General features: G+C 55.3%; 19 protein-coding genes. 15 read left to right on the top strand and 4 right to left on the bottom strand.

All coding sequences use genetic code 11. From position 1 onward, the window contains the following. The first annotated feature begins 110 nt into the window (after nucleotides 1–110). The 4 genes from lolA to BJP61_RS14440 all read left to right on the top strand — a co-directional run bounded on the left by lolA (nucleotide 111) and on the right by BJP61_RS14440 (nucleotide 4911). Nucleotides 111–725: an outer membrane lipoprotein chaperone LolA gene (gene lolA / locus BJP61_RS14455; protein WP_038863831.1), complete on the top strand. Its 615-nt coding sequence runs from the start codon at nucleotides 111–113 to the stop codon at nucleotides 723–725. Nucleotides 726–733: 8 nt separating this feature from the next. Further along, the gene (rarA, locus tag BJP61_RS14450) at nucleotides 734–2077 is read left to right on the top strand and encodes a replication-associated recombination protein RarA (protein ID WP_038863830.1); all 1344 of its coding nucleotides are present in this window, start codon (nucleotides 734–736) and stop codon (nucleotides 2075–2077) included. Between the two features lie 97 nt (nucleotides 2078–2174). Next, nucleotides 2175–3467 carry a serine--tRNA ligase gene (gene serS / locus BJP61_RS14445; protein WP_171998596.1) on the top strand — a complete coding sequence of 431 codons (1293 nt, stop codon included), beginning with the start codon at nucleotides 2175–2177 and terminating at the stop codon, nucleotides 3465–3467. Between the two features lie 295 nt (nucleotides 3468–3762). Next, nucleotides 3763–4911: an MFS transporter gene (locus tag BJP61_RS14440; RefSeq protein WP_171998595.1), complete on the top strand. Its 1149-nt coding sequence runs from the start codon at nucleotides 3763–3765 to the stop codon at nucleotides 4909–4911. A gap of 49 nt (nucleotides 4912–4960) precedes the next feature. On the opposite strand, the gene pflA is transcribed toward BJP61_RS14440, so the two are convergent. The 4 genes from pflA to ycaO form a co-directional block, all read right to left on the bottom strand. Continuing rightward, nucleotides 4961–5701 carry a pyruvate formate lyase 1-activating protein gene (pflA, locus tag BJP61_RS14435; protein WP_007730248.1) on the bottom strand — a complete coding sequence of 247 codons (741 nt, stop codon included), beginning with the start codon at nucleotides 5699–5701 and terminating at the stop codon, nucleotides 4961–4963. Between the two features lie 195 nt (nucleotides 5702–5896). Then, nucleotides 5897–8179: a formate C-acetyltransferase gene (gene pflB / locus BJP61_RS14430; RefSeq protein WP_038863824.1), complete on the bottom strand. Its 2283-nt coding sequence runs from the start codon at nucleotides 8177–8179 to the stop codon at nucleotides 5897–5899. Between the two features lie 51 nt (nucleotides 8180–8230). Further along, on the bottom strand, nucleotides 8231–9088 hold the full coding sequence (gene focA / locus BJP61_RS14425; RefSeq protein WP_038863823.1) for a formate transporter FocA: 858 nt from the start codon (nucleotides 9086–9088) through the stop codon (nucleotides 8231–8233). Nucleotides 9089–9490: 402 nt separating this feature from the next. Then, entirely contained in the window at nucleotides 9491–11254 is a 1764-nt protein-coding gene (gene ycaO, locus BJP61_RS14420) for a 30S ribosomal protein S12 methylthiotransferase accessory factor YcaO (RefSeq protein WP_171998594.1), read from the bottom strand. Nucleotides 11255–11395: 141 nt separating this feature from the next. On the opposite strand from ycaO, the gene BJP61_RS14415 reads away from it, so the two are divergent. The 11 genes from BJP61_RS14415 to BJP61_RS14365 all read left to right on the top strand — a co-directional run bounded on the left by BJP61_RS14415 (nucleotide 11396) and on the right by BJP61_RS14365 (nucleotide 25169). After that, the gene (locus BJP61_RS14415; protein WP_038863818.1) at nucleotides 11396–12088 is read left to right on the top strand and encodes a DUF421 domain-containing protein; all 693 of its coding nucleotides are present in this window, start codon (nucleotides 11396–11398) and stop codon (nucleotides 12086–12088) included. Nucleotides 12089–12250: 162 nt separating this feature from the next. After that, nucleotides 12251–13336 carry a 3-phosphoserine/phosphohydroxythreonine transaminase gene (gene serC, locus BJP61_RS14410; protein ID WP_038863817.1) on the top strand — a complete coding sequence of 362 codons (1086 nt, stop codon included), beginning with the start codon at nucleotides 12251–12253 and terminating at the stop codon, nucleotides 13334–13336. Between the two features lie 68 nt (nucleotides 13337–13404). Then, the gene (gene aroA / locus BJP61_RS14405; RefSeq protein ID WP_038863816.1) at nucleotides 13405–14691 is read left to right on the top strand and encodes a 3-phosphoshikimate 1-carboxyvinyltransferase; all 1287 of its coding nucleotides are present in this window, start codon (nucleotides 13405–13407) and stop codon (nucleotides 14689–14691) included. A 144-nt stretch (nucleotides 14692–14835) separates the two neighbouring features. Then, nucleotides 14836–15603: a M48 family metallopeptidase gene (locus BJP61_RS14400; RefSeq protein ID WP_075193840.1), complete on the top strand. Its 768-nt coding sequence runs from the start codon at nucleotides 14836–14838 to the stop codon at nucleotides 15601–15603. Between the two features lie 174 nt (nucleotides 15604–15777). Continuing rightward, a complete protein-coding gene (gene cmk / locus BJP61_RS14395) occupies nucleotides 15778–16464 on the top strand; it encodes a (d)CMP kinase (protein ID WP_038863812.1) in 687 nt (228 codons plus the stop codon). Nucleotides 16465–16575: 111 nt separating this feature from the next. Next, nucleotides 16576–18249, top strand: a complete 1674-nt coding sequence (gene rpsA / locus BJP61_RS14390) for a 30S ribosomal protein S1 (RefSeq protein ID WP_004387354.1) — start codon at nucleotides 16576–16578, stop codon at nucleotides 18247–18249. A 114-nt stretch (nucleotides 18250–18363) separates the two neighbouring features. Continuing rightward, nucleotides 18364–18648, top strand: a complete 285-nt coding sequence (gene ihfB / locus BJP61_RS14385; RefSeq protein ID WP_004387353.1) for an integration host factor subunit beta — start codon at nucleotides 18364–18366, stop codon at nucleotides 18646–18648. A 203-nt stretch (nucleotides 18649–18851) separates the two neighbouring features. Further along, a complete protein-coding gene (locus BJP61_RS14380) occupies nucleotides 18852–21113 on the top strand; it encodes a ComEC family protein (RefSeq protein WP_171998593.1) in 2262 nt (753 codons plus the stop codon). 36 nt (nucleotides 21114–21149) lie between these two features. Next, complete coding sequence (gene msbA / locus BJP61_RS14375) at nucleotides 21150–22898, top strand: lipid A ABC transporter ATP-binding protein/permease MsbA (RefSeq protein WP_038863810.1); 1749 nt, start codon at nucleotides 21150–21152, stop codon at nucleotides 22896–22898. Next, on the top strand, nucleotides 22895–23872 hold the full coding sequence (gene lpxK / locus BJP61_RS14370) for a tetraacyldisaccharide 4'-kinase (RefSeq protein WP_171998592.1): 978 nt from the start codon (nucleotides 22895–22897) through the stop codon (nucleotides 23870–23872). Before msbA ends, lpxK begins: the two co-directional genes overlap by 4 nt. 37 nt (nucleotides 23873–23909) lie before the next feature. After that, a complete protein-coding gene (locus BJP61_RS14365; RefSeq protein WP_171998591.1) occupies nucleotides 23910–25169 on the top strand; it encodes a winged helix-turn-helix domain-containing protein in 1260 nt (419 codons plus the stop codon). Nucleotides 25170–25185: the final 16 nt, after the last annotated feature.

Below are 25185 nucleotides of genomic sequence, written 5' to 3'. Positions count from 1 at the left end.
ATTACCAAAAAAATCAGGTTTTTCTTCTGTCGACAAGCGCAGCCTTGTGGCTACAGTAAGGGACAGTAAGCGATCCCGTACCGGGGTCGGTCGTATTCTGAGGGATAACAATGAAAAAAATCGCCGTAACCTGTGCTTTGCTTTCCGCGTTTGCCGCATCGTCCGTCTGGGCGGATGCCGCAGGCGATTTGAAAAGCCGCCTGGACAAAGTCAGCAGTTTCCACGCCAGCTTCACCCAGAAAGTGACTGATGGCAGCGGCGCAGCCGTGCAAGAAGGCCAGGGCGATCTGTGGGTTAAACGTCCTAATCTGTTCAACTGGCATATGACCCAACCGGATGAGAGCGTGCTGATTTCTGATGGTAAAACGCTGTGGTTCTATAATCCGTTTGTTGAGCAGGCGAGCGCTACCTGGCTGAAAGACGCCACCAGCAATACGCCGTTCATGCTGATTGCACGCAACCAGAGCAGCGACTGGCAGCAGTACAACATTAAACAGAATGGCGATGATTTCGTGCTGACGCCGAAGGCCAGCAGCGGCAACCTGAAGCAGTTCACCATCAATGTGAGCCGCGACGGCACCATTAATCAGTTCAGCGCTGTTGAGCAGGACGATCAGCGCAGCAGCTATCAGCTTAAATCCCAGCAGAATGGCGCTGTGGACATGAGCAAATTTACCTTTACGCCGCCGCAGGGCGTAACGGTGGACGACCAGCGCAATAAGTAGAGGTACGGGTGGGCAATCTTTCGCTCGATTTTTCCGATAACACCTTTCAGCCTCTGGCCGCGCGTATGCGGCCAGAAAACCTGGCGCAGTATATCGGGCAGCAGCATCTGCTGGCGCCCGGTAAGCCGCTGCCCCGCGCCATTGAGGCCGGGCATCTCCATTCTATGATTCTCTGGGGCCCGCCGGGCACCGGTAAAACTACGCTTGCCGAAGTCATTGGCCGTTACGCGAATGCCGATGTTGAGCGCATCTCTGCGGTCACGTCCGGTGTGAAAGAAATCCGCGAGGCCATTGAGCGCGCACGACAAAACCGTAATGCGGGCCGCCGCACCATTCTGTTTGTCGATGAAGTGCATCGCTTTAACAAAAGCCAGCAGGATGCTTTCCTGCCGCATATTGAAGACGGCACCATTACGTTTATCGGCGCGACGACAGAAAATCCGTCGTTTGAGCTTAACTCTGCGCTACTGTCGCGCGCGCGTGTCTATCTGCTGAAATCCCTGACGATCGACGATATCGAACAGGTGCTGACGCAGGCGATGACCGACCGCGAGCGCGGCTATGGCGGGCAGGATATCGTTCTGCCGGATGAAACCCGCCTCGCTATCGCTGAACTGGTGAACGGCGACGCTCGCCGTGCGCTTAATACGCTTGAAATGATGGCGGATATGGCGCCAACCGACGACAGCGGCAAGCGGGTGCTGAAGCCTGAGCTGCTGACGGAAATCGCCGGCGAGCGCAGCGCGCGCTTTGATAACAAAGGCGACCGCTTTTACGATTTGATTTCGGCGCTGCATAAATCGGTACGCGGCTCCTCGCCGGACGCTGCGCTTTACTGGTATGCGCGCATTATCAGCGCGGGCGGCGATCCGCTTTACGTGGCGCGCCGCTGTCTGGCTATCGCATCGGAAGATGTCGGCAATGCCGATCCGCGCGCAATGCAGGTTGCTATATCCGCGTGGGACTGCTTCACGCGCGTCGGGCCTGCGGAAGGCGAAAGGGCGATTGCGCAGGCCATTGTTTACCTCGCCTGCGCGCCGAAGAGTAATGCGGTTTACACCGCCTTTAAAGCAGCGCTGAAAGACGCCCGCGAGCGTCCGGATTACGACGTGCCGGAACATTTGCGCAATGCGCCGACGAAGCTCATGAAAGAGATGGGCTACGGTCAGGAGTACCGATATGCGCACGACGAGCCCAACGCCTACGCGGCTGGCGAAGACTATTTCCCGTCGGAAATGGCACAAACGCGTTACTATCATCCCACCAACAGAGGTCTTGAAGGCAAGATTGGCGAAAAGCTAGCCTGGCTTGCTGAACAGGATCAGAAAAGCCCCACAAAACGCTACCGCTAATGCGGTCGTTGCGGTAAGGTTAATCGTTGAATATCAGTGCGACCGCAGGCAGCGGTCGCCTTTCCCTTTTCTTTTTTTCGATAAGCACAGGATAAGCATGCTCGATCCCAATCTGCTGCGTACCGAGCCAGACGCAGTCGCTGAAAAACTGGCACGCCGGGGCTTTAAGCTGGATGTAGATAAGCTGGTCGCTCTTGAAGAGCGTCGTAAAGTTCTGCAGGTAAAAACTGAAAATCTGCAGGCTGAGCGTAACTCGCGATCGAAATCCATCGGCCAGGCGAAAGCGCGTGGGGAGGATATTGAGCCGCTTCGTCTGGAAGTGAATAAGCTTGGCGAAGAGCTTGATGCGGCGAAAAATGAGCTCGATGTGCTGCTGGCGGAAATTCGCGATATCGCGCTGACCCTGCCTAACCTGCCGGACGATGACGTACCGTCGGGCAAAGATGACAGCGAAAACGTTGAAGTGAGCCGCTGGGGCACGCCGCGTAAATTTGATTTCGAAATCCGCGATCACGTGACGCTTGGCGAAACGCTGGGCGGCCTGGATTTTGCGAGCGCGGTGAAACTGACCGGCTCACGTTTTGTGGTCATGAAAGGGCAGATTGCCCGACTGCACCGCGCGCTGGCGCAGTTTATGCTGGATCTGCATACCGAAGAGCACGGCTATAGCGAAAACTATGTGCCGTATCTGGTGAACCATGACACGCTTTACGGTACCGGCCAGCTGCCGAAGTTTGCAGGCGATCTGTTCCATACCCGCCCACTGGAAGAAGAGGCGGACAGCAGCAACTACGCGCTGATCCCGACTGCGGAAGTGCCGCTGACCAACCTGGTGCGCGATGAGATCATCGACGAAGACGCGCTGCCTGTCAAAATGACTGCGCATACGCCGTGTTTCCGCTCTGAAGCGGGATCGTATGGTCGTGACACGCGTGGCCTTATCCGTATGCACCAGTTCGACAAAGTCGAAATGGTACAGATAGTGCGTCCGGAAGATTCCATGCAGGCGCTGGAGGAGATGACGGGTCACGCGGAGAAAGTGCTGCAACTGCTGGGCCTGCCGTATCGTAAAGTGCTGCTGTGCTCTGGCGACATGGGCTTTGGCGCGCGTAAAACCTATGACCTGGAAGTCTGGCTTCCGGCGCAGGATACGTATCGCGAAATCTCTTCCTGCTCCAACATGTGGGATTTCCAGGCTCGCCGTATGCAGGCGCGCTGCCGCAGCAAGTCCGATAAAAAGACCCGTCTGGTGCACACCCTTAACGGCTCTGGTCTGGCGGTAGGCCGCACGCTGGTCGCGGTGCTGGAGAACTATCAGCAGGGTGATGGTCGCATCGAAATTCCGGAAGTGTTGCGTCCATATATGAAAGGCCTTGAGTTTATCGGTTAAGGTAATATCCCTTTCTTTTTAAAGCGCCTGCGGGCGCTTTTTTCGTTTTTGTCCGTGTACTTTTTTACGTGATTTATTGATAAATATTTTCATGGATGTTGGCGTGGGTTTATTTAATTAACTAATTATTTTTTATAGATAATATCTTACAGTCAACGTTAACGCCGCTGCGGATAAATCAAGGCTGTTCATCGACAGCGCATTACGGCGTGAAAAGACGATTTCTGGCAGATTGACTTTGTCGTGGCTGGTGGCATGATGCGCACGAATTCTGATCTTCCTCACGGTTTATTCCATGTCTACCTATACCCGGCCAGTGCTGCTTTTGCTCTGTGGCCTGCTTCTGTTGACCCTGGCGATAGCGGTGTTAAATACGCTGGTACCGCTGTGGCTTGCCCATGACAATTTGCCTACCTGGCAGGTCGGCATGGTCAGCTCATCGTATTTTACCGGCAACCTGCTGGGCACGCTGATTACCGGCGCGCTTATCAAGCGTTTTGGTTTCAATCGCAGTTACTATATTGCTTCGCTGATTTTCGCAGCTGGCTGCGCCGGGCTTGGCGTGACGCTGGGCTTCTGGAGCTGGCTCGCGTGGCGCTTTATCGCCGGTATCGGCTGCGCCATGATTTGGGTGGTGGTGGAGAGCGCGCTGATGTGCAGCGGCACGTCGCGCAACCGCGGCCGTCTGCTGGCCGCCTATATGATGGTTTACTACATGGGCACGGTCGCAGGCCAGTTGATGGTGAGTAAACTGCCGACCGACCTGATGAGCGTGCTGCCATGGGTGACGGGCATGGTGATGGCGGCCATTCTGCCGCTGCTCTTTACTCGTATCATGAACAGCAGCGGCGAGCATCATGAAAAGACGCACGTCTGGCCGATGTTCAAGCTGCGTCAGGCGCGTCTTGGCGTTAACGGCTGTATTATCTCCGGTATCGTACTGGGTTCGCTTTATGGTCTGATGCCGCTCTACCTCAACCATCAGGGCGTCAGTGACTCCGGAATCGGCTTCTGGATGGCGGTAATGGTCAGCGCAGGGATCATCGGCCAGTGGCCAGTGGGTAAGCTCGCCGACCGCTTCGGGCGTTTGCTGGTGCTGCGTGTCCAGGTATTTGTCGTGATTGTGGGCTGTATGGCCATGCTGACCCAGGCGGCAATGGCGCCTGCGCTGTTCGTTCTCGGCGCAGCGGGTTTCACGCTCTATCCGGTGGCGATGGCCTGGGCCTGCGAAAAAGTAGAGCAGCATCAACTGGTGGCGATGAATCAGGCGCTGCTGCTTAGCTACACTATCGGTAGCCTGCTTGGGCCGACCTTTACCGCTATGCTGATGCAGAGCTATTCAGACAGCCTGCTGTTTGTGATGATAGCCAGCGTCTCGTTCGTGTATTTGATGATGCTGATGCGCAAAGCCGGCCATCATCCGACGCCTGTCGCTCACGCCTGATAACAAAACGCCCGCGAAATGCGGGCGTTGTTTTTTATCTGTCGCGTTGTCAGTACATTACCTTGTGGCCGTACTGCTCCAGAATACCTTTAACCCGCTCCATCGTCTCTTTCTTCGGCGGTTTCACGCCGTCCAGCTTGTACTCTTCACCCATCGCAACCCATTTGTGTTTGCCGAGTTCGTGGTAGGGCAGCAGTTCGATTTTTTCGATATTGCCCATTTCGCGGGTAAATTCACCGAGACGGTGAGCGGAGTCATCATCGTCGGACCAGCCCGGTACAACCACATAGCGTATCCAGGTTTTGATACCTTTCGCGGCGATATAACGGGCAAATTCCAGCGTGCGGTGATTGGAGACGCCCACCAGATTCTGATGGATTTCGTCATTCATCTGTTTGAGATCGAGCATCACCAGGTCGGTCACTTCCAGCAGCTCGTCAATCACCGGATCGTAACGGCGCACAAAGCCGTTGGTATCGAGACAGGTATGAATGCCTTCTTTCTTGCAGGCGCGGAACCAGTCACGCACAAACTCTGCCTGCAAAATAGCTTCGCCGCCAGAGGCGGTCACGCCGCCGCCGGACGCGTTCATAAAATGCCGGTAGGTCACTACCTCTTTCATTAGCTCTTCAACTGTGATCTCTTTGCCGCCGTGCGTATCCCAGGTGTCGCGATTATGGCAATAGAGGCAGCGCATCAGGCAGCCCTGAAAGAAGGTGATAAAGCGGATCCCCGGGCCATCTACGGTGCCACAGGATTCATAGGAGTGAATGCGACCAATAACTGACATTGCGGTGTTATCTCCAGTTCGGGCCCGATACTGCGGGGCCGGGTGAGCGCGGTCTGTGCCGCGTCGAGTCTTTTTTGCGAGATAACTGAATTATAGTCAGTCGCCTTGCAGAAAAGGCTCATAACGGGGTGGGTTATAAGAAAGGCCCCACAAACGTGGAGCCTTCATTTTACGCGTTTTCAGCCAGAGCGGGTATTACATTGTCTGAGTGAAAGTACGGGTGATGACGTCCTGCTGCTGCTCTTTGGTCAGCGAGTTGAAGCGCACCGCGTAGCCAGACACGCGAATGGTCAGCTGCGGATATTTCTCAGGATGTTCCATCGCATCCAGCAGCATTTCACGGTTCATGACGTTCACGTTGAGGTGCTGGCCGCCTTCGATAGACGCTTCATGGTGGAAGTAACCATCCATCAGGCCTGCCAGGTTGGTTTTGCGCACTTCATCGTCTTTACCCAGTGCGTTCGGCACGATAGAGAAGGTATAGGAAATACCATCTTTTGCGTAAGCGAACGGCAGTTTCGCAACAGAGGTCAGAGAGGCGACGGCGCCTTTCTGGTCACGGCCGTGCATCGGGTTAGCACCCGGGCCAAACGGTGCGCCTGCGCGGCGGCCATCCGGGGTGTTACCGGTTTTCTTACCATAAACCACGTTAGAGGTGATGGTCAGCACGGACTGGGTCGGAATCGCGTTGCGGTAGGTGGTCAGTTTCTGAATTTTCTTCATGAAACGTTCAACCAGGTCAACTGCAAGGTCATCCACGCGAGCGTCGTTATTACCGAACTGCGGGTATTCGCCTTCGATTTCGAAGTCGATAGCCAGGCCGTCTTCATCGCGAATCGGTTTAACTTTCGCGTATTTAATAGCAGACAGGGAATCCGCTGCTACCGACAGACCCGCGATACCGCACGCCATGGTACGAATCACGTCGCGATCGTGCAGCGCCATCAGCGAAGCTTCGTAGCTGTACTTGTCATGCATGTAATGGATGATGTTCAGGGCGGTGACGTACTGTTTCGCCAGCCAGTCCATGAAGTGATCCATACGTTCCATAACTTCATCAAAGTTCAGCAGATCGCCTTTGATCGGCTCAGATTTCGGGCCTACCTGCATTTTCAGTTTTTCATCAACGCCGCCGTTGATAGCGTACAGCATGGTTTTCGCGAGGTTAGCGCGAGCGCCGAAGAACTGCATTTGCTTACCAACTACCATCGGGCTTACGCAGCATGCGATAGCGTAGTCGTCGTTATTGAAGTCCGGACGCATCAGGTCATCGTTCTCATACTGCAGAGATGAGGTATCGATGGAGACTTTTGCTGCGAATTTTTTGAAGTTCAGCGGCAGTTTTTCGGACCACAGAATAGTGATGTTCGGCTCCGGAGACGGCCCCATGGTGTACAGGGTGTTCAGGAAACGGAAGCTGTTTTTGGTCACCAGGGTACGGCCATCAACGCCCATACCGCCAACGGATTCGGTCGCCCAAATCGGGTCGCCAGAGAACAGCTCATCATATTCCGGCGTACGCAGGAAGCGTACCATACGCAGTTTCATCACCAGGTGATCGATCAGCTCCTGGGCTTCCTGCTCGGTGATTTTGCCCGCTTTCAGGTCGCGTTCGATGTAAACGTCGAGGAACGTAGAGACACGGCCAAAGGACATTGCAGCGCCGTTCTGGGATTTCACCGCAGCCAGGTAGCCGAAGTACGTCCACTGCACCGCTTCCTGAGCGTTCGTTGCCGGACCGGAGATATCGCAACCATATTTCGCCGCCATCTCTTTGATCTGACCCAGCGCGCGGTGCTGTTCAGCAATCTCTTCGCGCAGACGAATGGTCGCTTCCAGATTAACGCCGTTTTCCAGGTCCTGTTGCAGAGAGACAAACTGTGCGTATTTGTCTTTCATCAGGAAGTCGATACCGTACAGTGCAACGCGACGGTAGTCACCAATGATACGACCACGGCCGTAAGCATCCGGCAGACCGGTCAGCACGCCGGATTTACGGCAGTTCAGAATGTCTTTGGTGTAAACATCGAATACGCCCTGGTTATGGGTTTTGCGGTATTCGGTGAAGATTTTTTTCAGCTGAGGATCGAGCTCGCGGTTATACGCTTTGCAGGAACCTTCAACCATTTTGATGCCGCCAAACGGAATAATGGCGCGTTTGAGCGGAGCTTCAGTCTGCAGGCCAACAATTTTTTCCAGCGACTTGTTGATGTAACCCGCGTCGTGCGAGGTGATGGTGGACGCGACAGAAGTGTCAAAATCAACTGGCGCATGCGTGCGGTTTTCCAGTTTGACGCCTTCCATCACTTTGTCCCACAGGGTAGTGGTGGCTTCAGTTGCGCCAGCCAGGAAGGACTCGTCACCCTCGTATGGCGTGTAGTTTTTCTGGATAAAGTCGCGGACGTTGACTTCATTCTGCCAGTCGCCTTTCGCAAAACCTTCCCAGGCTGTGGCTAACTTTTCATTAAGCTCGGACATGTAACACCTACCTTCTTAAGTGGATTTTTTATTTACTGCCTGGAACAACTATCAGCGATGGTCGTCGCCACGCAGGTAAATGACCCAGTATGTCAATCCGACGAGCAAACCCCCACCAATGATATTACCTATGGTTACCGGTATCAGGTTATCAATGATGAAATTCATCACGGTCAGATGAGAAAATTGGTCTGGCGAAGCGTGAATCGCGCTCCAGAACTCCGGGCTGCCAAAGTGACGGATCACTATCCCCATCGGGATCATAAACATGTTGGCGATACTGTGTTCGAAACCGCTGGCCACAAACATCCCGACCGGCAGAATCATAATAAAGGCCTTATCAATAAGGCTGCGCCCTGAGTAACTCATCCAGACGGCGAGGCATACCATAAGGTTAGCCAGGATACCGAGGCAGACCGCCTCAATAAAGGTATGCTCGACTTTGTGCGACGCCGTTTGCAGGACGTTGAGCCCCCAGCCGCCGTTGGCGGTCATATACTCGCCGGAAAGCCACATCAGTAAGACAAAGAGCAAGGCGCCAATCAGGTTGCCCACATAGACATTCAGCCAGTTGCGTGCCAGTTGCCCCCACGTGATACGCCCGCTGGCCTTAGCGACGACAATCAGCACCGTCGACGTAAAGAGATCGGCGCCGCAAATGACGCAAAGAATCAACCCGAGTGAGAAACAGATACCGCCAATGAGTTTTGTTATGCCGAATGGCATCGCGGCTGTGCCGGTGGTGGCGGTGATATAGAAAACGAAAGCAATAGAGATAAATACGCCAGCCGTAATTGCCAGATAAAACGTCTTTAACGGATGTTTCGTGGCTTTGTAAACACCCGCTTCCTCGGCGACTTTCGCCATAGCAGCGGGGAGTAATAGATCAAAAGGGTTGTCAGCTTTCACACTAACTCTCTCTTTATTTATTCGGCGAGTTGATACTAACAAAGCATGATGGAGTAAAATTTGATATGGATCATATCTCGCCAGGTTTGCAGGACTGAAAGGCGTTTGGTTTTTACGCAATTTCAGATTAACTTTTTGATTATAGACTAAAAAATAAATTTTAAAATTTATTAAATGAGTTGAAAAAAGACGAAAAGACTCTCCCCATAAAGTGTTAATCACTATGAATTATTGGCTAAAAAAAGTAACAATCAAGCCGGGCGGATATAATTTATATTCACCAGCAATTAACTCGATTTTTACAATTTCAGGCTAGCCAGATAAATAAAAACGGGGCCGTAAACGCGCCCCGTCATATTTGCTAAACATAAGTGTGAAGCAAGTCAATTGATATGCGTTATATCAATTTCCCTGCCAAAACGTCGCCTTAGCACGCTGTAGTTTTTCGTAGGCCGCCAGTAACGACTGATGCGCCGGGAAAGCTTTGAGGTCGCTGTCGACCGGCTGAAGACCGTAGAACGGCGCTTCGCCGCTGATAGCAGCGCTGGCGGCTTCCACCGCATCAGCACCGTACATGCGCACAAACGCATTGAGATACTGCAGTGGCTCGCGTTCCTCTTCCTGCGCCAGCAGCAGCAGAGTTTGCAGGCAGCGATAGTAGTTGGCGCGCCCGGCGCTAAAGACCGACGCGTTAAACTCGATTGTCCATTCTGTCCAGATCAGCGCCTGATCCAGATCGCCGCCCGCCAGCGCCAGCATTGCTTTCAGCTCGCCGATGCGCAGGGTATACCAGCCGTTGTCTTTACCGGTCGCCAGACCAAGCAGTTCGCGTACGCGGGTAAAATCGTCATGGCCTTCTTCATCAAGCTGGGCGATGAGATTGAGATAATCTTCTTTCTCCCATTCGCTGCCCGGCAGCGCCAGCAGGGTTTCGCGCAGGTGCGCGCCCATGCTGTTATTGGCGAGCCACAGATCTTCCGCCGGATAGATGTCGGACATGCCTGGTACCAGGATACGGCAGGCGTAGACGCCCAGATGTTCGTAATCGGCGATATACACTTCTTTATCTTCGGCGCGGAAGATAGCCATCAGCGTGGCGAACTCTTCTTCCGTAGTACCGGCGAAGCTCCAGTCCACGAACGGGTAGTCTGCGTCTTGCTTAAACATATCCCAGGAGATAAGACCGCTGGAGTCAATGAAATGGGTCTCCAGGTTAGCGTGCTCAGCGACTTCTTCATCATCAAACGTCGGCGGGGTGAACACGTCGAGATCTTTCAGGCCGCGACCTTGCAACAGTTCCGTCACGGTACGCTCCAGTGCTACGCCGAAATCAGGATGCGCGCCAAAGGAAGCGAAGCAGGTGCCGTTCGCCGGGTTAAACAGCACGACGCAGATAACCGGATACTTACCGCCCAGCGAGCCGTCATAGGCGAAAATGGGGAAACCTTCGGCTTCGAGCGTATTGATGGCTTCCACGACACCCGGGTAGCGCGCCAGCACATCCTGCGGGATCTCCGGCAGGCTGATGCTCTCAGCGATAATACGGTTTTTAATGTGGCGCTCGAAGACTTCAGAAAGCCCCTGAACGCGGGCCTCATTGCGGGTATTGCCGGCGGACATGCCGTTGGACACGTACAGGTTGCCTACAATATTCATCGGAATATAGACGGTCTGCTCGTCGGACTGACGGGTAAACGGCAGGGCGCAGATGCCACGCTCTTCATTACCAGACTGCAGATCTACCAGCATACTGGCGGTCAGCGCGTTTTCCGGATCGTAAAACGCGCGCAGGCGGGCGTCGAGGATCCCTTCTGGCAGCGCGTCGCTCTGCGGGATCGGGAACCATTTTTCATTCGGATAGTGTACAAAAGGGCCATTCGCAATGGTGTCGCCCAGCCAGAAATCAGCGAAGAAATAGTTGGTGGACAGACGCTCAAAATATTCGCCCAGCGCGGACGCCAGCGCGGCTTTTTTCGTGGCGCCTTTACCGTTGGTAAAGCACAGTGCGCACTCTTTGTCGCGAATATGCACGGACCAGACGTTTGGCACCGGGTTCAGCCAGGAGGCCTCTTCGATGTTAAAGCCCAGATCGGCGAGTTTCTGCTGGAAGCGAGCGATGGAATCTTCCAGAGCGGCATCTTTGCCGGGGATGAAGGTTTGAGTCATGGGATCCACTTTTGTCGTACGCAAAGCGCGCAATGATACGGATTTTAGCCGCTGTTAGCCATCGTCCCGCCCGGCACGGCAAAAATAAATCTTACGGCTATTCTTAGAAGTGATAACTCCCTGTTATGGCGTAAGAAAAATATGAAAGCTTTCGATTTGCAACGGATGGCGCTTGACAAGTTTCCGCTTGAATTTCTGGGCGAAGTCGCGCTACGCAGCCTCTATACCTTTCTTCTGGTCTTTGTGTTTCTCAAAATTACCGGGCGACGCGGCGTACGCCAGATGTCGCTGTTTGAAGTCTTAATCATTCTGACGCTTGGCTCGGCGGCGGGGGACGTGGCGTTTTATGATGACGTGCCGATGCTGCCGGTGCTGGCCGTGTTTGTCACCATCGCGCTGCTCTATCGGCTGGCGATGTGGCTGATGTCATTTAGCGAAAAGCTCGAAGATCTGCTTGAGGGCAAGCCACGCATCATTATTGAAGATGGCGAGCTGGCCTGGGAGAAACTCAACCGGGAAAACATGACCGAATTTGAATTCTTTATGGAGCTGCGCACCAAAGGGGTGGAACATCTGGGGCAGGTGCGGCTGGCGATTCTGGAAGCGAGCGGGCAAATCAGCGTGTACTACTATCCTGATAAACTGGTGCGACCGGGGCTCTCCATTTTGCCAGAGTATTGCAGCGAACGGTTTGAAACGATCCCGGAAACCGGCGACTACGCCTGCATTCGCTGTAGCGAAGTGGTGACCTTTGAGTCAGGCGTTAAACCACCGTGTCCGCGCTGTAAAAACCACATCTGGGTGAAGGCAAGCACCGCGACCCGCGTCACCTGACAGCGAATTCCACCGCCAGCGCAGCGCGCGCTGGCGGAATCTGTTGTGTGATTTAGCGCACATTACCCATGGTGCCAGGATTAGCCGTTGCAGCCCCGGCGACGGAATGATAAAACCGATAGCCACAGGAAAAACTTATTGCTTTTAGCGTGGTGAGGGGAAATGGCTCAGGTCTACAATTTTAGTTCTGGCCCGGCGATGCTGCCGGCGGATGTGTTGCGAGTAGCTCAGGAAGAGTTGCGTGACTGGCAGGGGTTAGGCACCTCTGTGATGGAAATTAGCCACCGCAGCAAAGAGTTTATTCAGGTTGCGGAGCAGGCAGAGCAGGATTTTCGCGATCTGCTGCAGATCCCCTCAAACTATAAAGTATTGTTCTGTCACGGTGGTGGGCGAGGCCAGTTTTCCGCTATTCCGCTGAATCTGCTGGGCGACAAGACGACGGCGGATTATGTCGACGGCGGCTACTGGGCGGCCAGCGCCGTTAAAGAAGCCAAAAAATACCTGACGCCGAATGTTATCGACGCGAAAATTACCGTCGACGGCAAACGCGCTATCAAGCCGATGAATGAATGGCAGCGCTCTGAAGGCGCGGCGTATTTGCACTATTGCCCGAATGAAACTATCGACGGTATCGCAATTAACGATACGCCCGATTTCGGCGACGCTATCGTGACCGCGGATTTTTCCTCTACTATTCTGTCTCATCCCATCGACATCAGTCGCTATGGCGTCATTTATGCGGGCGCACAGAAAAATATCGGCCCGGCGGGTCTGACGCTGGTCATTGTGCGCGAGGATCTTCTCGGCAGGGCGCATGTGGCGTGTCCTTCCGTGCTGGATTACAGCGTGCTGAGCGAAAATGACTCTATGTTCAATACGCCCCCAACCTTCGCCTGGTATCTGGCAGGACTGGTCTTTAAATGGCTCAAAGGTAAGGGCGGCGTGGCCGCGATGGACAAAATCAATCAGCAAAAAGCGGAACTGCTTTATGGCGTGATTGATAACAGCGGCTTCTATCGCAACGACGTGGCGACGGCGAACCGTTCGCGCATGAACGTGCCGTTCCAGCTCGCCGACAGCAATCTGGATAAGCTGTTCCTTGAGGAGTCCTTCGCGGCGGGTCTGCATGCGCTGAAAGGCCACCGCGTGGTTGGCGGGATGCGCGCCTCTATTTATAACGCGATGCCGCTCGAAGGGGTGCAAGCCCTGACCGATTTTATGGTTGATTTCGAACGCCGCCACGGTTAATCCTTCCATGACGATTCTCCCCGCGGCTGCCCGCGGGGTTTTTATTCTGTTTTATTGAGACTTTTTCCATGCAGGAATCCCTGACCTTACAACCCATCGCGCGCGTGGATGGCACCATTAACCTTCCTGGCTCCAAAAGCGTGTCCAATCGCGCGCTGCTGCTGGCCGCGCTCGCGAAAGGCACCACCACGCTGACCAACCTGTTAGACAGCGATGACGTGCGCCACATGCTGAATGCGCTTAAAGCGCTGGGTGTGAATTATTCGCTCTCCGACGATCGCACCCGCTGTGAAATTCAGGGGCAGGGTGGGCCGTTTAACACGCTCGTGGAGCTGGAGCTATTTTTAGGCAACGCGGGCACAGCGATGCGTCCACTGGCCGCCGCGCTGTGCCTCGGCACCAATAATGTTGTGCTGACCGGCGAGCCGCGTATGAAAGAGCGCCCGATAGGCCATCTGGTAGACGCGCTGCGTCAGGGCGGCGCAGACATTACATATCTGGAGCAGGAAAACTATCCGCCGCTGCGCCTGAAAGGCGGTTTTGCGGGCGGTAACGTCACCGTTGACGGCAGCGTCTCCAGCCAGTTTTTAACCGCGCTTCTGATGACAGCACCGCTGGCGCCGAGCAATACCGCTATCGACATCAAAGGTGAGCTGGTTTCAAAACCCTATATTGATATTACGTTGCACCTGATGAAAACCTTCGGGATTGAGGTGGAGAACCAGAATTACCAGCGTTTTGTGATTCAGGGCGGCCAGCAGTACCAGTCGCCGGGGCACTATCTGGTGGAAGGCGACGCCTCGTCCGCGTCCTATTTCCTCGCCGCCGCGGCCATTCGTGGCGGCACTGTGAAGGTCACCGGGATCGGGCGCAACAGCGTGCAGGGCGATATCCGTTTTGCCGATGTGCTGGAGAAAATGGGCGCACGCATCACCTGGGGCGACGATTTCATTAGCTGCACCCGCGGTGAGCTTAACGCTGTTGATATGGACATGAACCATATCCCCGATGCGGCGATGACCATCGCGACGACCGCGCTGTTCGCTAACGGCACCACCACGCTTCGCAACATCTACAACTGGCGTGTGAAGGAAACAGACCGTCTGGCGGCGATGGCGACGGAGCTGCGTAAAGTGGGCGCGACGGTGGAGGAGGGACATGACTTCATTACCGTTACGCCGCCAGCGCAGCTGCAATTCGCTGATATCGGTACCTATAACGATCACCGCATGGCGATGTGCTTCTCGCTGGTGGCGCTCTCCGACACGCCGGTGACCATTCTCGATCCAAAATGCACCGCGAAGACCTTTCCTGATTACTTCACCCAGCTCGCGCGCATCAGCCACTCCGCCTGATCTGACCGGTAGCCCCGTATCATAAGTACGGGGCGCTGTGTAGCCGTGATTATTCGGATAAGCGTCCATGTTTCAATAATGTTAATCTGCCGCCGGGTTAATTAACCCGCTGCATTTTTACGTTGAATCCATGGACGATTTATTATGAAAAACAAAAAAGTACTTCTGAGCTGCCTGGTTGCCGCAGCGCTGGTGTCTGGCTGTAAAAATATGGGCGCGCTGAATGGCGACGCGCTGGCAAAATCCGGCATGTCCGCATATCAGGCTGCGACGCTCAGCGACGCAGACGTAAAAGCACTGTCCGATCAGGCATGCGCGGAAATGGATAAAAAAAATCCCGTCGTGCCGGCGTCCAGCAAATACGCGAAACGCCTGAATAAAATCGCGAAAGCGCTTGGCAACAATATCAATGGCACGCCGGTAAACTACAAAGTTTACGAAACGCCTGAAGTCAACGCCTGGGCGATGGCGAACGGCTGCATCCGCGTTTATAGCGGTCTGATGGATATGATGACCGACAACGAAGTGGAAGCGGTTCTGGGCCACGAAATGGGGCATGTGGCCTTAGGCCATACCCGCAAAGCTATGCAGACCGCGTATGCGACCGTGGCGGCACGCGATGCGGTATCCGCTACCAGCGCTGCAGGCGCGCAACTCTCTGAATCTGAGCTGGGCGACATGGCGCAAAACGTGATTAACTCCGCGTTCTCCCGCAGCCAGGAGTCGGATGCTGATGACTTCTCTTACGATCTGCTGAAAAAACGTAAGATCAGTACCAAAGGCCTGGTCACCAGTTTCGAGAAGCTGGCGAAACTGGACGCGGGTTCCGAGAAATCGATGTTTGACTCTCACCCGCCTTCAGCGGAACGCGCTCAGCACATCCGCGATCGTATCGCTGCAGACAAGAAATAATCCTGCTTACCCGGACCGCCATCGCGGCGGTTCGGGCATCTGCGTCCAATTCTTCTACACTCAGCCACAATGGCGGCGATATTTCGCCGGAAAGATAACAGTCTGCGTTGATGAAGCGTATAATGCGCCGCGTTCACGTTGCAGGCCTGCCATTTGTTATTGAAGGAGAAAAAGATGACGGCATCCGTCCCGGTAATCACAATCGATGGCCCAAGCGGCGCAGGCAAAGGCACGCTGTGTAAAGCGATGGCTGAGACCCTGCAATGGCATTTACTGGATTCCGGCGCCATTTACCGGGTTCTTGCGCTGGCCGCGCTGCATCATCATGTCGACGTCGCCTCTGAAGAAGCGCTGGTTCCGCTGGCTGCGCATCTCGACGTGCGTTTCGTCGCGCAACAGGGCGAACTGGAAGTGATTCTGGAAGGCGAGGACGTCAGCGCCGAGATCCGCACGCAGGAAGTGGCGAACGCCGCTTCGCAGGTCGCCGCGTTTCCGCGCGTGCGCGAGGCTCTGCTGCGTCGTCAGCGCGCGTTCCGTGAAGCCCCTGGCTTGATAGCCGACGGGCGCGATATGGGAACCGTGGTTTTCCCTGATGCGCCAGTGAAAATTTTCCTCGACGCCTCTTCGGAAGAGCGTGCCCATCGCCGCATGCTACAGTTGCAGGAAAAGGGCTTTAGTGTTAACTTTGAACGCCTTTTGGCCGAGATAAAAGAGCGCGATGACCGCGATCGTAACCGGCCCGTAGCACCGTTGGTGCCTGCGCAAGACGCTCTGGTGCTGGATTCCACCAGCCTTAGCATCGAACAGGTCATCGAAAAGGCGCTCGAATACGCCCGTGAAAAACTGGCGCTCGCGAAGTAACGCGACCGAATTTGCAGTACCCCCGTTGCAATGGAGTGACAGCGGGTATGTGAAACAACCCCACCCAGCATGATGCCAGGTGGACGTTAATTTAAAACCTGAAGATTAAACATGACTGAATCTTTTGCTCAACTCTTTGAAGAATCCCTGAAAGAAATCGAAACCCGCCCGGGTTCTATCGTTCGTGGCGTTGTTGTTGCTATCGACAAAGACGTAGTACTGGTTGACGCCGGTCTGAAATCTGAGTCCGCCATTCCGGCAGAGCAGTTCAAAAACGCCCAGGGCGAAATTGAAATCCAGGTTGGTGACGAAGTTGACGTTGCTCTGGATGCAGTAGAAGACGGTTTCGGCGAAACCCTGCTGTCTCGTGAGAAAGCTAAACGTCACGAAGCGTGGCTGATGCTGGAAAAAGCTTACGAAGAAGCTGCAACCGTTACTGGTGTTATCAATGGCAAAGTCAAGGGCGGCTTCACTGTTGAGCTGAACGGTATTCGTGCGTTCCTGCCGGGTTCCCTGGTAGACGTGCGTCCGGTTCGTGACACCCTGCACCTCGAAGGCAAAGAGCTTGAATTCAAAGTAATCAAGCTGGACCAGAAGCGTAACAACGTTGTCGTTTCCCGTCGTGCCGTTATCGAATCTGAAAACAGCGCAGAGCGCGATCAGCTGCTGGAAAACCTGCAGGAAGGCATGGAAGTTAAAGGTATCGTTAAGAACCTCACTGACTACGGTGCATTCGTTGATCTGGGCGGCGTAGACGGCCTGCTGCACATCACTGATATGGCATGGAAACGCGTTAAGCATCCGAGCGAAATCGTGAACGTGGGCGACGAAATCACTGTTAAAGTGCTGAAGTTCGACCGCGAGCGTACCCGTGTCTCCCTGGGCCTGAAACAGCTGGGCGAAGATCCGTGGGTTGCTATCGCTAAACGTTACCCGGAAGGCACTCGCCTGACTGGTCGCGTAACCAACCTGACCGACTACGGCTGCTTCGTTGAAATCGAAGAAGGCGTTGAAGGCCTGGTACACGTTTCCGAAATGGACTGGACCAACAAAAACATCCACCCGTCCAAAGTTGTTAACGTCGGTGACGTGGTAGAAGTGATGGTTCTGGATATCGACGAAGAACGTCGTCGTATCTCCCTGGGCCTGAAACAGTGCAAAGCCAACCCGTGGCAGCAGTTCGCTGAGACCCACAACAAAGGCGATCGCGTTGAAGGTAAAATCAAGTCTATCACTGACTTCGGTATCTTCATCGGCCTGGACGGCGGCATCGACGGTCTGGTTCACCTGTCTGACATCTCCTGGAACGTGGCTGGCGAAGAAGCCGTTCGCGAGTACAAAAAAGGCGACGAAATCGCTGCCGTTGTACTGCAGGTTGACGCAGAGCGTGAGCGTATCTCCCTGGGCGTTAAACAGCTCGCGGAAGATCCGTTCAACAACTACGTTGCGCTGAACAAGAAAGGTGCAATCGTTACTGGTAAAGTAACCGCAGTTGACGCTAAAGGTGCTACAGTTGAATTAGCAGACGGCGTTGAAGGCTACCTGCGTGCTTCTGAAGCTTCCCGTGACCGCGTAGAAGACGCGACTCTGGTTCTGAGCGTTGGCGACGACGTTGAAGCTAAGTTCACCGGCGTTGATCGTAAGAACCGCGTAGTAAGCCTGTCTGTTCGTGCGAAAGACGAAGCTGACGAGAAAGATGCAATCGCTTCTGTTAACAACAAACAGGAAGAAGGCAACTTCTCTAACGCAATGGCTGAAGCGTTCAAAGCAGCTAAAGGCGAGTAATTGCCTTGACAGATTACAGGTTCCGGCCTGTAATCAGACACTAAGGGCGGCTTTGGCCGCCCTTGTTCGATGGTAGCTGTAAGACAATTTTCCTGAATGGAAACCGGAGGAAACATGACCAAGTCAGAATTAATAGAAAGACTTGCAAGCCAGCACTCCCATATCCCGGCGAAAGCGGTGGAAGATGCGGTTAAAGAGATGCTGGAACATATGGCCTCTACTCTTGCCCAGGGCGAGCGTATTGAAATCCGGGGTTTCGGCAGTTTCTCCTTACACTATCGCGCACCACGCACCGGGCGTAACCCGAAAACAGGTGATAAAGTTGAGCTGGAAGGTAAGTACGTTCCGCACTTTAAACCGGGTAAAGAACTACGCGACCGCGCCAATATTTACGGTTAAGTCCATCCCTTAACCTTGCAGAGAACGGCACCTCAGGGCGCCGTTTTTTGTACCTGTCACAGGGTACTGCGAGCTGCCTCGACACTTTTACTGCAACCGTTGTAACGTCATAAATTCCTTTCTGTACGCCTCGTAAAACCAGCAATCTCTGTCTGACAATCTCGTTTGACCGCTGCACACTCCTTCGCAACAAGGAGGTGTTTGTGATCCCGCTGCCCGCGTTATGCCTGTGCGTCATGGCAGGTCTGTCGCCACTGCTTTTCCTGCCCGCGCTGCCACCCGTCACGCAGATAACGGCGCTCACGCTGCTGGCATCCGTCATGGTTTTTCTGCGTTATCGGGCCGTGCGTTATCCGGCGCTGATGTTGCTCTTTCTCTGCTGGGGGCTATTCGCCGCGCGGCAGGCCACGTTGCCATATACATCGCTTGCCGGAAAGACGCATCAGGCCGAGGTGGTGGTGACTGATACCGACGGCGCGACAGAGCATAAAGTGAAAATTCTCCGGTTGAATGGCGAACGGTGGCTTTCAGCGCCTGGGGCAATATTGCGGGGCACTTATCTTCCGCAGCAGGTATGCGCAGGCCAGCGCTGGTTAATGACGCTGCGCTTGAGGCCAGTGCATGGGCAACTCAACGAAGGCGGTTTTGACCGCCAGCGCTATGCCTTATCGCAACACCAGCCGCTTAACGGGCGCGTGGTGGCAGCGCAGCGGCTGAGTGAGGCGTGCAGCTTTCGCTCGCGCTATATCGCGTCGGTCAGCCAGCAACTGGCACCGTTTACCTGGCGACCTGTCATTCTGGCGCTCGGGTTCGGTGAGCGGGTGGCCCTGACAGATGACGTCAAAACGCTCCTGCGTGAAACCGGCACTGCGCATTTGATGGCTATCTCCGGGCTGCATATCGGTTTTGTCGGCACGCTGGGGTGGGCGTTGGCGCGTTTGTTACAGCTCTTATTGCCTGCGCGCTGGATAGGCTACCGGTTTCCCTTAATGGCGATGCTGGCAACAGCGGCACTTTATACCTGGCTCTCAGGCAGTAATCCGCCCGCCGTGAGAACCCTGGTCGCGATTTCCGTCTGGTGCGCGCTGCGATTTTGCGGCAGGCAATGGACGCCCTGGCAAGTTTGGGCCTGCTGTGTGGGTAGCATTCTCTTCTGCGATCCCGTGGCGATACTCTCTGAAAGCCTCTGGCTTTCAGCCTTTGCTGTGGCTGCGCTGATTTTCTGGTACCAGTGGGTGCCGTTGCGCGCTGACGGGAGATGGCGTCATCTGAAAAGCCTGCTGCATCTGCAGTGCGGTATGACGCTGCTGCTGCTGCTGCCGCTTCAGCTTTTGTTGTTCCATGGCATTAGTCTGTCCTCGCTGCTGGCGAATCTGGTCGCGGTGCCGGCGGTCACGTTTATTGCCGTGCCGCTGGTGCTGGCTGGCATACTGCTGGATCTGGCTCATCTAACGTGGGCGGAGCAGGGGATATGGCTGATAGCTGACCGAGCGCTGGCCGCGCTTTTCTGGTTCTTACGGCAGTTGCCTCCCGGCTGGCTTGGCCTTGATCAACGCTATCAGTGGCTGATGCTTGCGCCCTGGGCCGGGGTTATTCTCTGGCGGACGCGCTGGTGGCGTACCTCGACTGCAACATGCGGTATTACGCTGGGGCTGCTGTCATGGCCATTCTGGCAGAAACCCGCAGAGGATACCTGGCGGTTACATATGCTGGATATCGGTCACGGTCTCTCCGTGGTGATTGAGCGCCACGGCAAGGCGATACTGTACGACAGCGGAAATGCCTGGGCTGGCGGCGACAGCGCTCAGCAAACGATTATCCCCTGGCTTCGCTGGCATCATCTTGAGCCGGAAGGGATAGTTATCAGCCATGAGCACCTCGATCACCGGGGTGGGTTGGAGAGCCTGGCGCGCGCATGGCCGCAGATGTGGATCCGCAGCCCACTCGGTTGGGCCAACCATTTTCCCTGCGTGAAAGGCGTGCGCTGGCGCTGGCAGGGCCTCGATTTCACTGTGCACTGGCCACCGGAGGGTTTTCAGGCGCGGGGTAATAACCGTTCATGTGTGGTGAAAATCGATGACGGCGAGCACAGCGTCTTGCTGACTGGCGATATTGAAGCTCCGGCAGAGTTGGCTATGCTCAAAAAGCAGTGGCGGCAGTTACAGGCAGATATTATTCAGGTGCCTCACCACGGCAGCCGTACTTCATCAACGCCGACGCTACTTTCGGTTGTGAATGGCAAAGCGGCGCTGGCGTCGGTGTCTCGCTACAACGCCTGGCGCCTGCCATCCACGACCATAATACGACGCTATAAAACACGTCGCTATCAATGGTGCGATACGGCACACGCCGGGCAAATCTCTGTCTCTTTTTCGCCAGGGCAATGGCAGATTGAAGGGTTCAGAGAACAGATTTTACCCCGCTGGTATCATCAGTGGTTTGGCTCACCTGCTGAATACAGGTAGAATATGCGGCTATTTCAACGAAAGCTGGTTTTTTGAATGCATAACGATAAAGATCTCTCCACGTGGCAGACCTTCCGCCGACTCTGGCCGGTGATTGCACCCTTCAAAGCGGGTCTGATTGTGGCTGGGGTAGCGTTAATACTCAACGCAGCCAGCGATACCTATATGTTATCGCTACTTAAACCATTACTGGATGATGGTTTTGGTAAAACAGACCGCTCAGTGCTGCTATGGATGCCGCTGGTGGTGATTGGCCTGATGGTGCTGCGCGGTATCACCAGTTACATTTCCAGCTACTGCATCTCCTGGGTCTCCGGGAAAGTCGTAATGACGATGCGCCGCCGCCTGTTTAATCACATGATGGGCATGCCCGTATCTTTCTTCGATAAACAGTCTACCGGCACGTTGCTCTCCCGCATTACCTACGACTCAGAGCAGGTGGCCTCGTCTTCCTCCAGCGCGCTTATTACCGTAGTGCGTGAGGGGGCGTCGATCATCGGCCTGTTCATCATGATGTTTTATTACAGCTGGCAGCTTTCACTGATTTTGATTGTGCTGGCGCCGATTGTGTCCATCGCTATCCGCGTTGTGTCGAAGCGTTTTCGCAGCATCAGCAAAAACATGCAGAACACCATGGGGCAGGTGACGACCAGCGCCGAGCAGATGCTGAAAGGCCATAAAGAAGTCCTGATTTTCGGCGGCCAGCAGGTTGAAGGCGAACGCTTCGCGAAAGTGAGCAATAAGATGCGCCTGCAGGGCATGAAAATGGTGTCCGCCTCGTCGATTTCCGACCCGATTATCCAGCTGATTGCTTCTCTGGCGCTGGCATTCGTGCTGTATGCCGCAAGCTTCCCGAGCGTGATGGAAACCTTAACGGCGGGCACCATCACCGTGGTCTTCTCTTCAATGATTGCGCTGATGCGTCCGCTGAAATCTCTGACTAACGTCAACGCGCAGTTCCAGCGTGGGATGGCAGCCTGCCAGACACTGTTCGCCATCCTCGACAGCGAGCAGGAAAAAGACGAAGGCACCCGTGTCATCGAACGCGCTCAGGGCAATCTCGAGTTCCGTGACGTTACCTTTACCTATCCGGGCCGTGACATTCCGGCGCTGCGTGATATCAGTCTCTCGATCCCGGCAGGGAAAACGGTGGCGCTGGTGGGGCGTTCGGGCTCCGGTAAATCGACGCTCGCCAGCCTTATTACGCGCTTTTATGACATCGACAGCGGTGAGATCCTGCTGGACGGCCACGACCTGCGTGACTATACGCTCTCATCACTGCGTAACCAGGTCGCGCTGGTCTCTCAGAATGTCCATCTGTTTAATGACACTATCGCCAATAATATTGCTTACGCGCGTACCGAAGAGTACAGCCGTGAAGAGATCGAAAAAGCTGCCCGTATGGCCTATGCGATGGACTTTATTAATAAGATGGATAACGGTCTTGATACCGTTATCGGCGAAAACGGCGTGCTGCTTTCAGGCGGCCAGCGTCAGCGTATCGCGATTGCCCGGGCTCTGCTGCGCGACAGCCCGATCCTTATCCTTGATGAAGCCACCTCCGCGCTGGATACCGAATCAGAACGCGCCATCCAGGCGGCGCTGGACGAGCTGCAAAAGAACCGTACGTCACTGGTTATCGCGCACCGTCTCTCCACCATAGAACAGGCAGATGAAATCGTGGTAATCGAAGATGGGCGCATCGTGGAGCGCGGTAACCATACCGAATTGCTGGAGCACCGCGGCGTCTATGCGCAGTTGCATAAAATGCAGTTTGGTCAATGATTGAGCGCATCTGGTCCGGCCGTTCGCCGTTATGGGTCTTGCTACTGCCGCTCTCCTGGCTCTATGGCCTGGTGAGCGGCGCTATCCGCCTGAGTTATCGCTTAGGGTTGCGTAAAGCCTGGCGCGCGCCGGTGCCGGTAGTGGTGGTGGGCAACCTGACCGCAGGCGGCAATGGCAAAACGCCGGTTGTAGTCTGGCTGGTTGAGCAACTACAGCGGCGGGGCGTGCGTGCAGGCGTTGTCTCCCGTGGCTACGGCGGTAAGGCGACGCATTATCCGCTGGTGCTTAACGATGCCACCACGCCTGCGGAAGCTGGCGACGAGCCGGTGCTGATTTATCAGCGTACCGGCGCGCCTGTGGCGGTATCCGCAAACCGCGCAGAAGCGGTGCAGGCGCTCCTCGAACGCGCGGGCCCGCAAATGATCATCACCGATGACGGCCTTCAGCATTACGCGCTGGCGCGCGACAAAGAAATTGTCGTTGTCGATGGCGCACGCCGTTTCGGCAATGGCTGGTGGCTCCCCGCCGGGCCGATGCGCGAACGCGCCTCTCGCCTTAAACAGGTCGATGCCGTTATTACCAACGGCGGCGAATCCCGGAGCGGCGAAATTGCAATGCAGCTTACTCCAGGCCTGGCGGTGAATCTGCGTAGTGGTGAAAAGCGCCCGGTTGAAAGCCTTAACAACGTCGTCGCGATGGCCGGAATCGGCCATCCGCCGCGCTTTTTCGCCACGCTTGAGAAATGCGGCCTGACGCCGGTGAAAACGGTAAGCCTCGCCGACCATCAGGCGCTGCGCGAAGCCGACGTCCTGGCGCTGTTGAGTGACGGGCAGACGCTCATCATGACCGAAAAAGACGCCGTAAAATGCCGCGCTTTCGCCCATGACGACTGGTGGTATTTGCCGGTGGAAGCGGTGCTGTCGCAGCCGCAGGCCGATCAATTATTGAAGGATATCCTCGCGCTGGTGCGTTAAGCAGGTGTGCCAGTCAGGTTCGCGTACGGGAGCTGATATGTCTGGAGTGCATCTTTCTTTACGCGCGGCGCGCCATCTCCATCTTGCCGCGCAGGGGCTTTTGAAAAAGCCGAGGCGGCGCGCACGCTCTGCCGATATCCTCGCTGCCGTTGCCCGCATGTCGCTACTGCAAATCGACACGATTAACATCGTGGCGCGCAGTCCGTATCTGGTGCTGTTCAGCCGTCTCGGCGCTTATCCGGGGCACTGGCTTGATGACGCCCTGGCGCGCGGCGAACTCATGGAGTACTGGGCGCATGAAGCCTGTTTCCTGCCGCGCAGCGATTTCCCGCTTTTCCGTCACCGTATGCTCAACCCTGAAAACATGGGCTGGAAATACCGTGCCGGCTGGATGAAAGAGCACGCGCAGGAGATAGGCGAACTGATGGCGTTTATCGAGCGCAACGGCCCGGTTCGTTCGGCGGATTTCGGGCATCCGCGCAAAGGCTCCAGCGGCTGGTGGGAATGGAAACCGCATAAAAAACACCTGGAAGGGCTTTTTACCGCGGGCCAGGTGATGGTGGTGGAGCGACGCAATTTCCAGCGCGTCTACGATCTCACCACCCGCGTACTGCCTGACTGGGACGACAGCCTGCATCTGATCGACAAAGCGCAGGCCGAGGCGCAGATGCTTGCCAGGAGCGCGCGCAGCCTCGGCATTTTCCGCAGTGCCTGGCTTGCCGATTACTACCGGCTGCGTCATGTCGCGACGGGGCCATTGCTACAGGCATGGCAGGAGGAGGGACTCGTGGTGCCGGTGGAGGTCGAGACGCTCGGGCTGATGTGGCTGCATCATGAACTGGTGCCGCTGCTGGAACAGGCCGTGGCGGGCAAACTCAGCGCGACTCACAGCGCGGTGCTCTCGCCATTCGACCCGATCGTCTGGGACCGCCGACGCGCTGAGGCGTTCTTCAATTTTTCCTACCGTCTTGAATGTTATACCCCGGCGCCCAAACGTAAATATGGCTATTTCGTTCTGCCTCTGTTGCATAAGGGAGCGCTCGTCGGGCGCATGGACGCCAAAATGCACCGTCAGCAGCAGTGGCTTGAGGTGATTGCGCTTTATGGCGAAGAAGACGTGAAGTTTACGCCAGGTGTTATCGCTGGATTGCGCCAGGCTATCAGCGATTTCGCCGCCTGGCAGGGCGCCCACCGGGTGGTTTTCCGCCAGTTGCCCGGCCCGCTTGCGCAGGCGTGGGGCGAGGGCTGGGAAATTGACCCCGCGCCCCGGACGCATGTGATATCCTCAAAAGATTAATACCACCGGTCCATCA

Source organism: Cronobacter sp. JZ38 (genome assembly GCF_008932145.1).
Classification (GTDB): Bacteria; Pseudomonadota; Gammaproteobacteria; order Enterobacterales; family Enterobacteriaceae; genus Cronobacter; species Cronobacter muytjensii.
Note: the sequence above shows the minus strand (reverse complement) of the source record. Positions and strands in the feature narration are given on the sequence as shown.

Coding starts and splice junctions, on each gene's coding strand:
- lolA (WP_038863831.1), top strand. CDS start 111: ATGAAAAAAATCGCCGTAACCTGTGCTTTGCTTTCCGCGTTTGCCGCA.
- serS (WP_171998596.1), top strand. CDS start 2,175: ATGCTCGATCCCAATCTGCTGCGTACCGAGCCAGACGCAGTCGCTGAA.
- BJP61_RS14440 (WP_171998595.1), top strand. CDS start 3,763: ATGTCTACCTATACCCGGCCAGTGCTGCTTTTGCTCTGTGGCCTGCTT.
- pflA (WP_007730248.1), bottom strand. CDS start 5,701: ATGTCAGTTATTGGTCGCATTCACTCCTATGAATCCTGTGGCACCGTA.
- pflB (WP_038863824.1), bottom strand. CDS start 8,179: ATGTCCGAGCTTAATGAAAAGTTAGCCACAGCCTGGGAAGGTTTTGCG.
- ycaO (WP_171998594.1), bottom strand. CDS start 11,254: ATGACTCAAACCTTCATCCCCGGCAAAGATGCCGCTCTGGAAGATTCC.
- BJP61_RS14415 (WP_038863818.1), top strand. CDS start 11,396: ATGAAAGCTTTCGATTTGCAACGGATGGCGCTTGACAAGTTTCCGCTT.
- serC (WP_038863817.1), top strand. CDS start 12,251: ATGGCTCAGGTCTACAATTTTAGTTCTGGCCCGGCGATGCTGCCGGCG.
- aroA (WP_038863816.1), top strand. CDS start 13,405: ATGCAGGAATCCCTGACCTTACAACCCATCGCGCGCGTGGATGGCACC.
- BJP61_RS14400 (WP_075193840.1), top strand. CDS start 14,836: ATGAAAAACAAAAAAGTACTTCTGAGCTGCCTGGTTGCCGCAGCGCTG.
- cmk (WP_038863812.1), top strand. CDS start 15,778: ATGACGGCATCCGTCCCGGTAATCACAATCGATGGCCCAAGCGGCGCA.
- rpsA (WP_004387354.1), top strand. CDS start 16,576: ATGACTGAATCTTTTGCTCAACTCTTTGAAGAATCCCTGAAAGAAATC.
- ihfB (WP_004387353.1), top strand. CDS start 18,364: ATGACCAAGTCAGAATTAATAGAAAGACTTGCAAGCCAGCACTCCCAT.
- msbA (WP_038863810.1), top strand. CDS start 21,150: ATGCATAACGATAAAGATCTCTCCACGTGGCAGACCTTCCGCCGACTC.
- lpxK (WP_171998592.1), top strand. CDS start 22,895: ATGATTGAGCGCATCTGGTCCGGCCGTTCGCCGTTATGGGTCTTGCTA.
- BJP61_RS14365 (WP_171998591.1), top strand. CDS start 23,910: ATGTCTGGAGTGCATCTTTCTTTACGCGCGGCGCGCCATCTCCATCTT.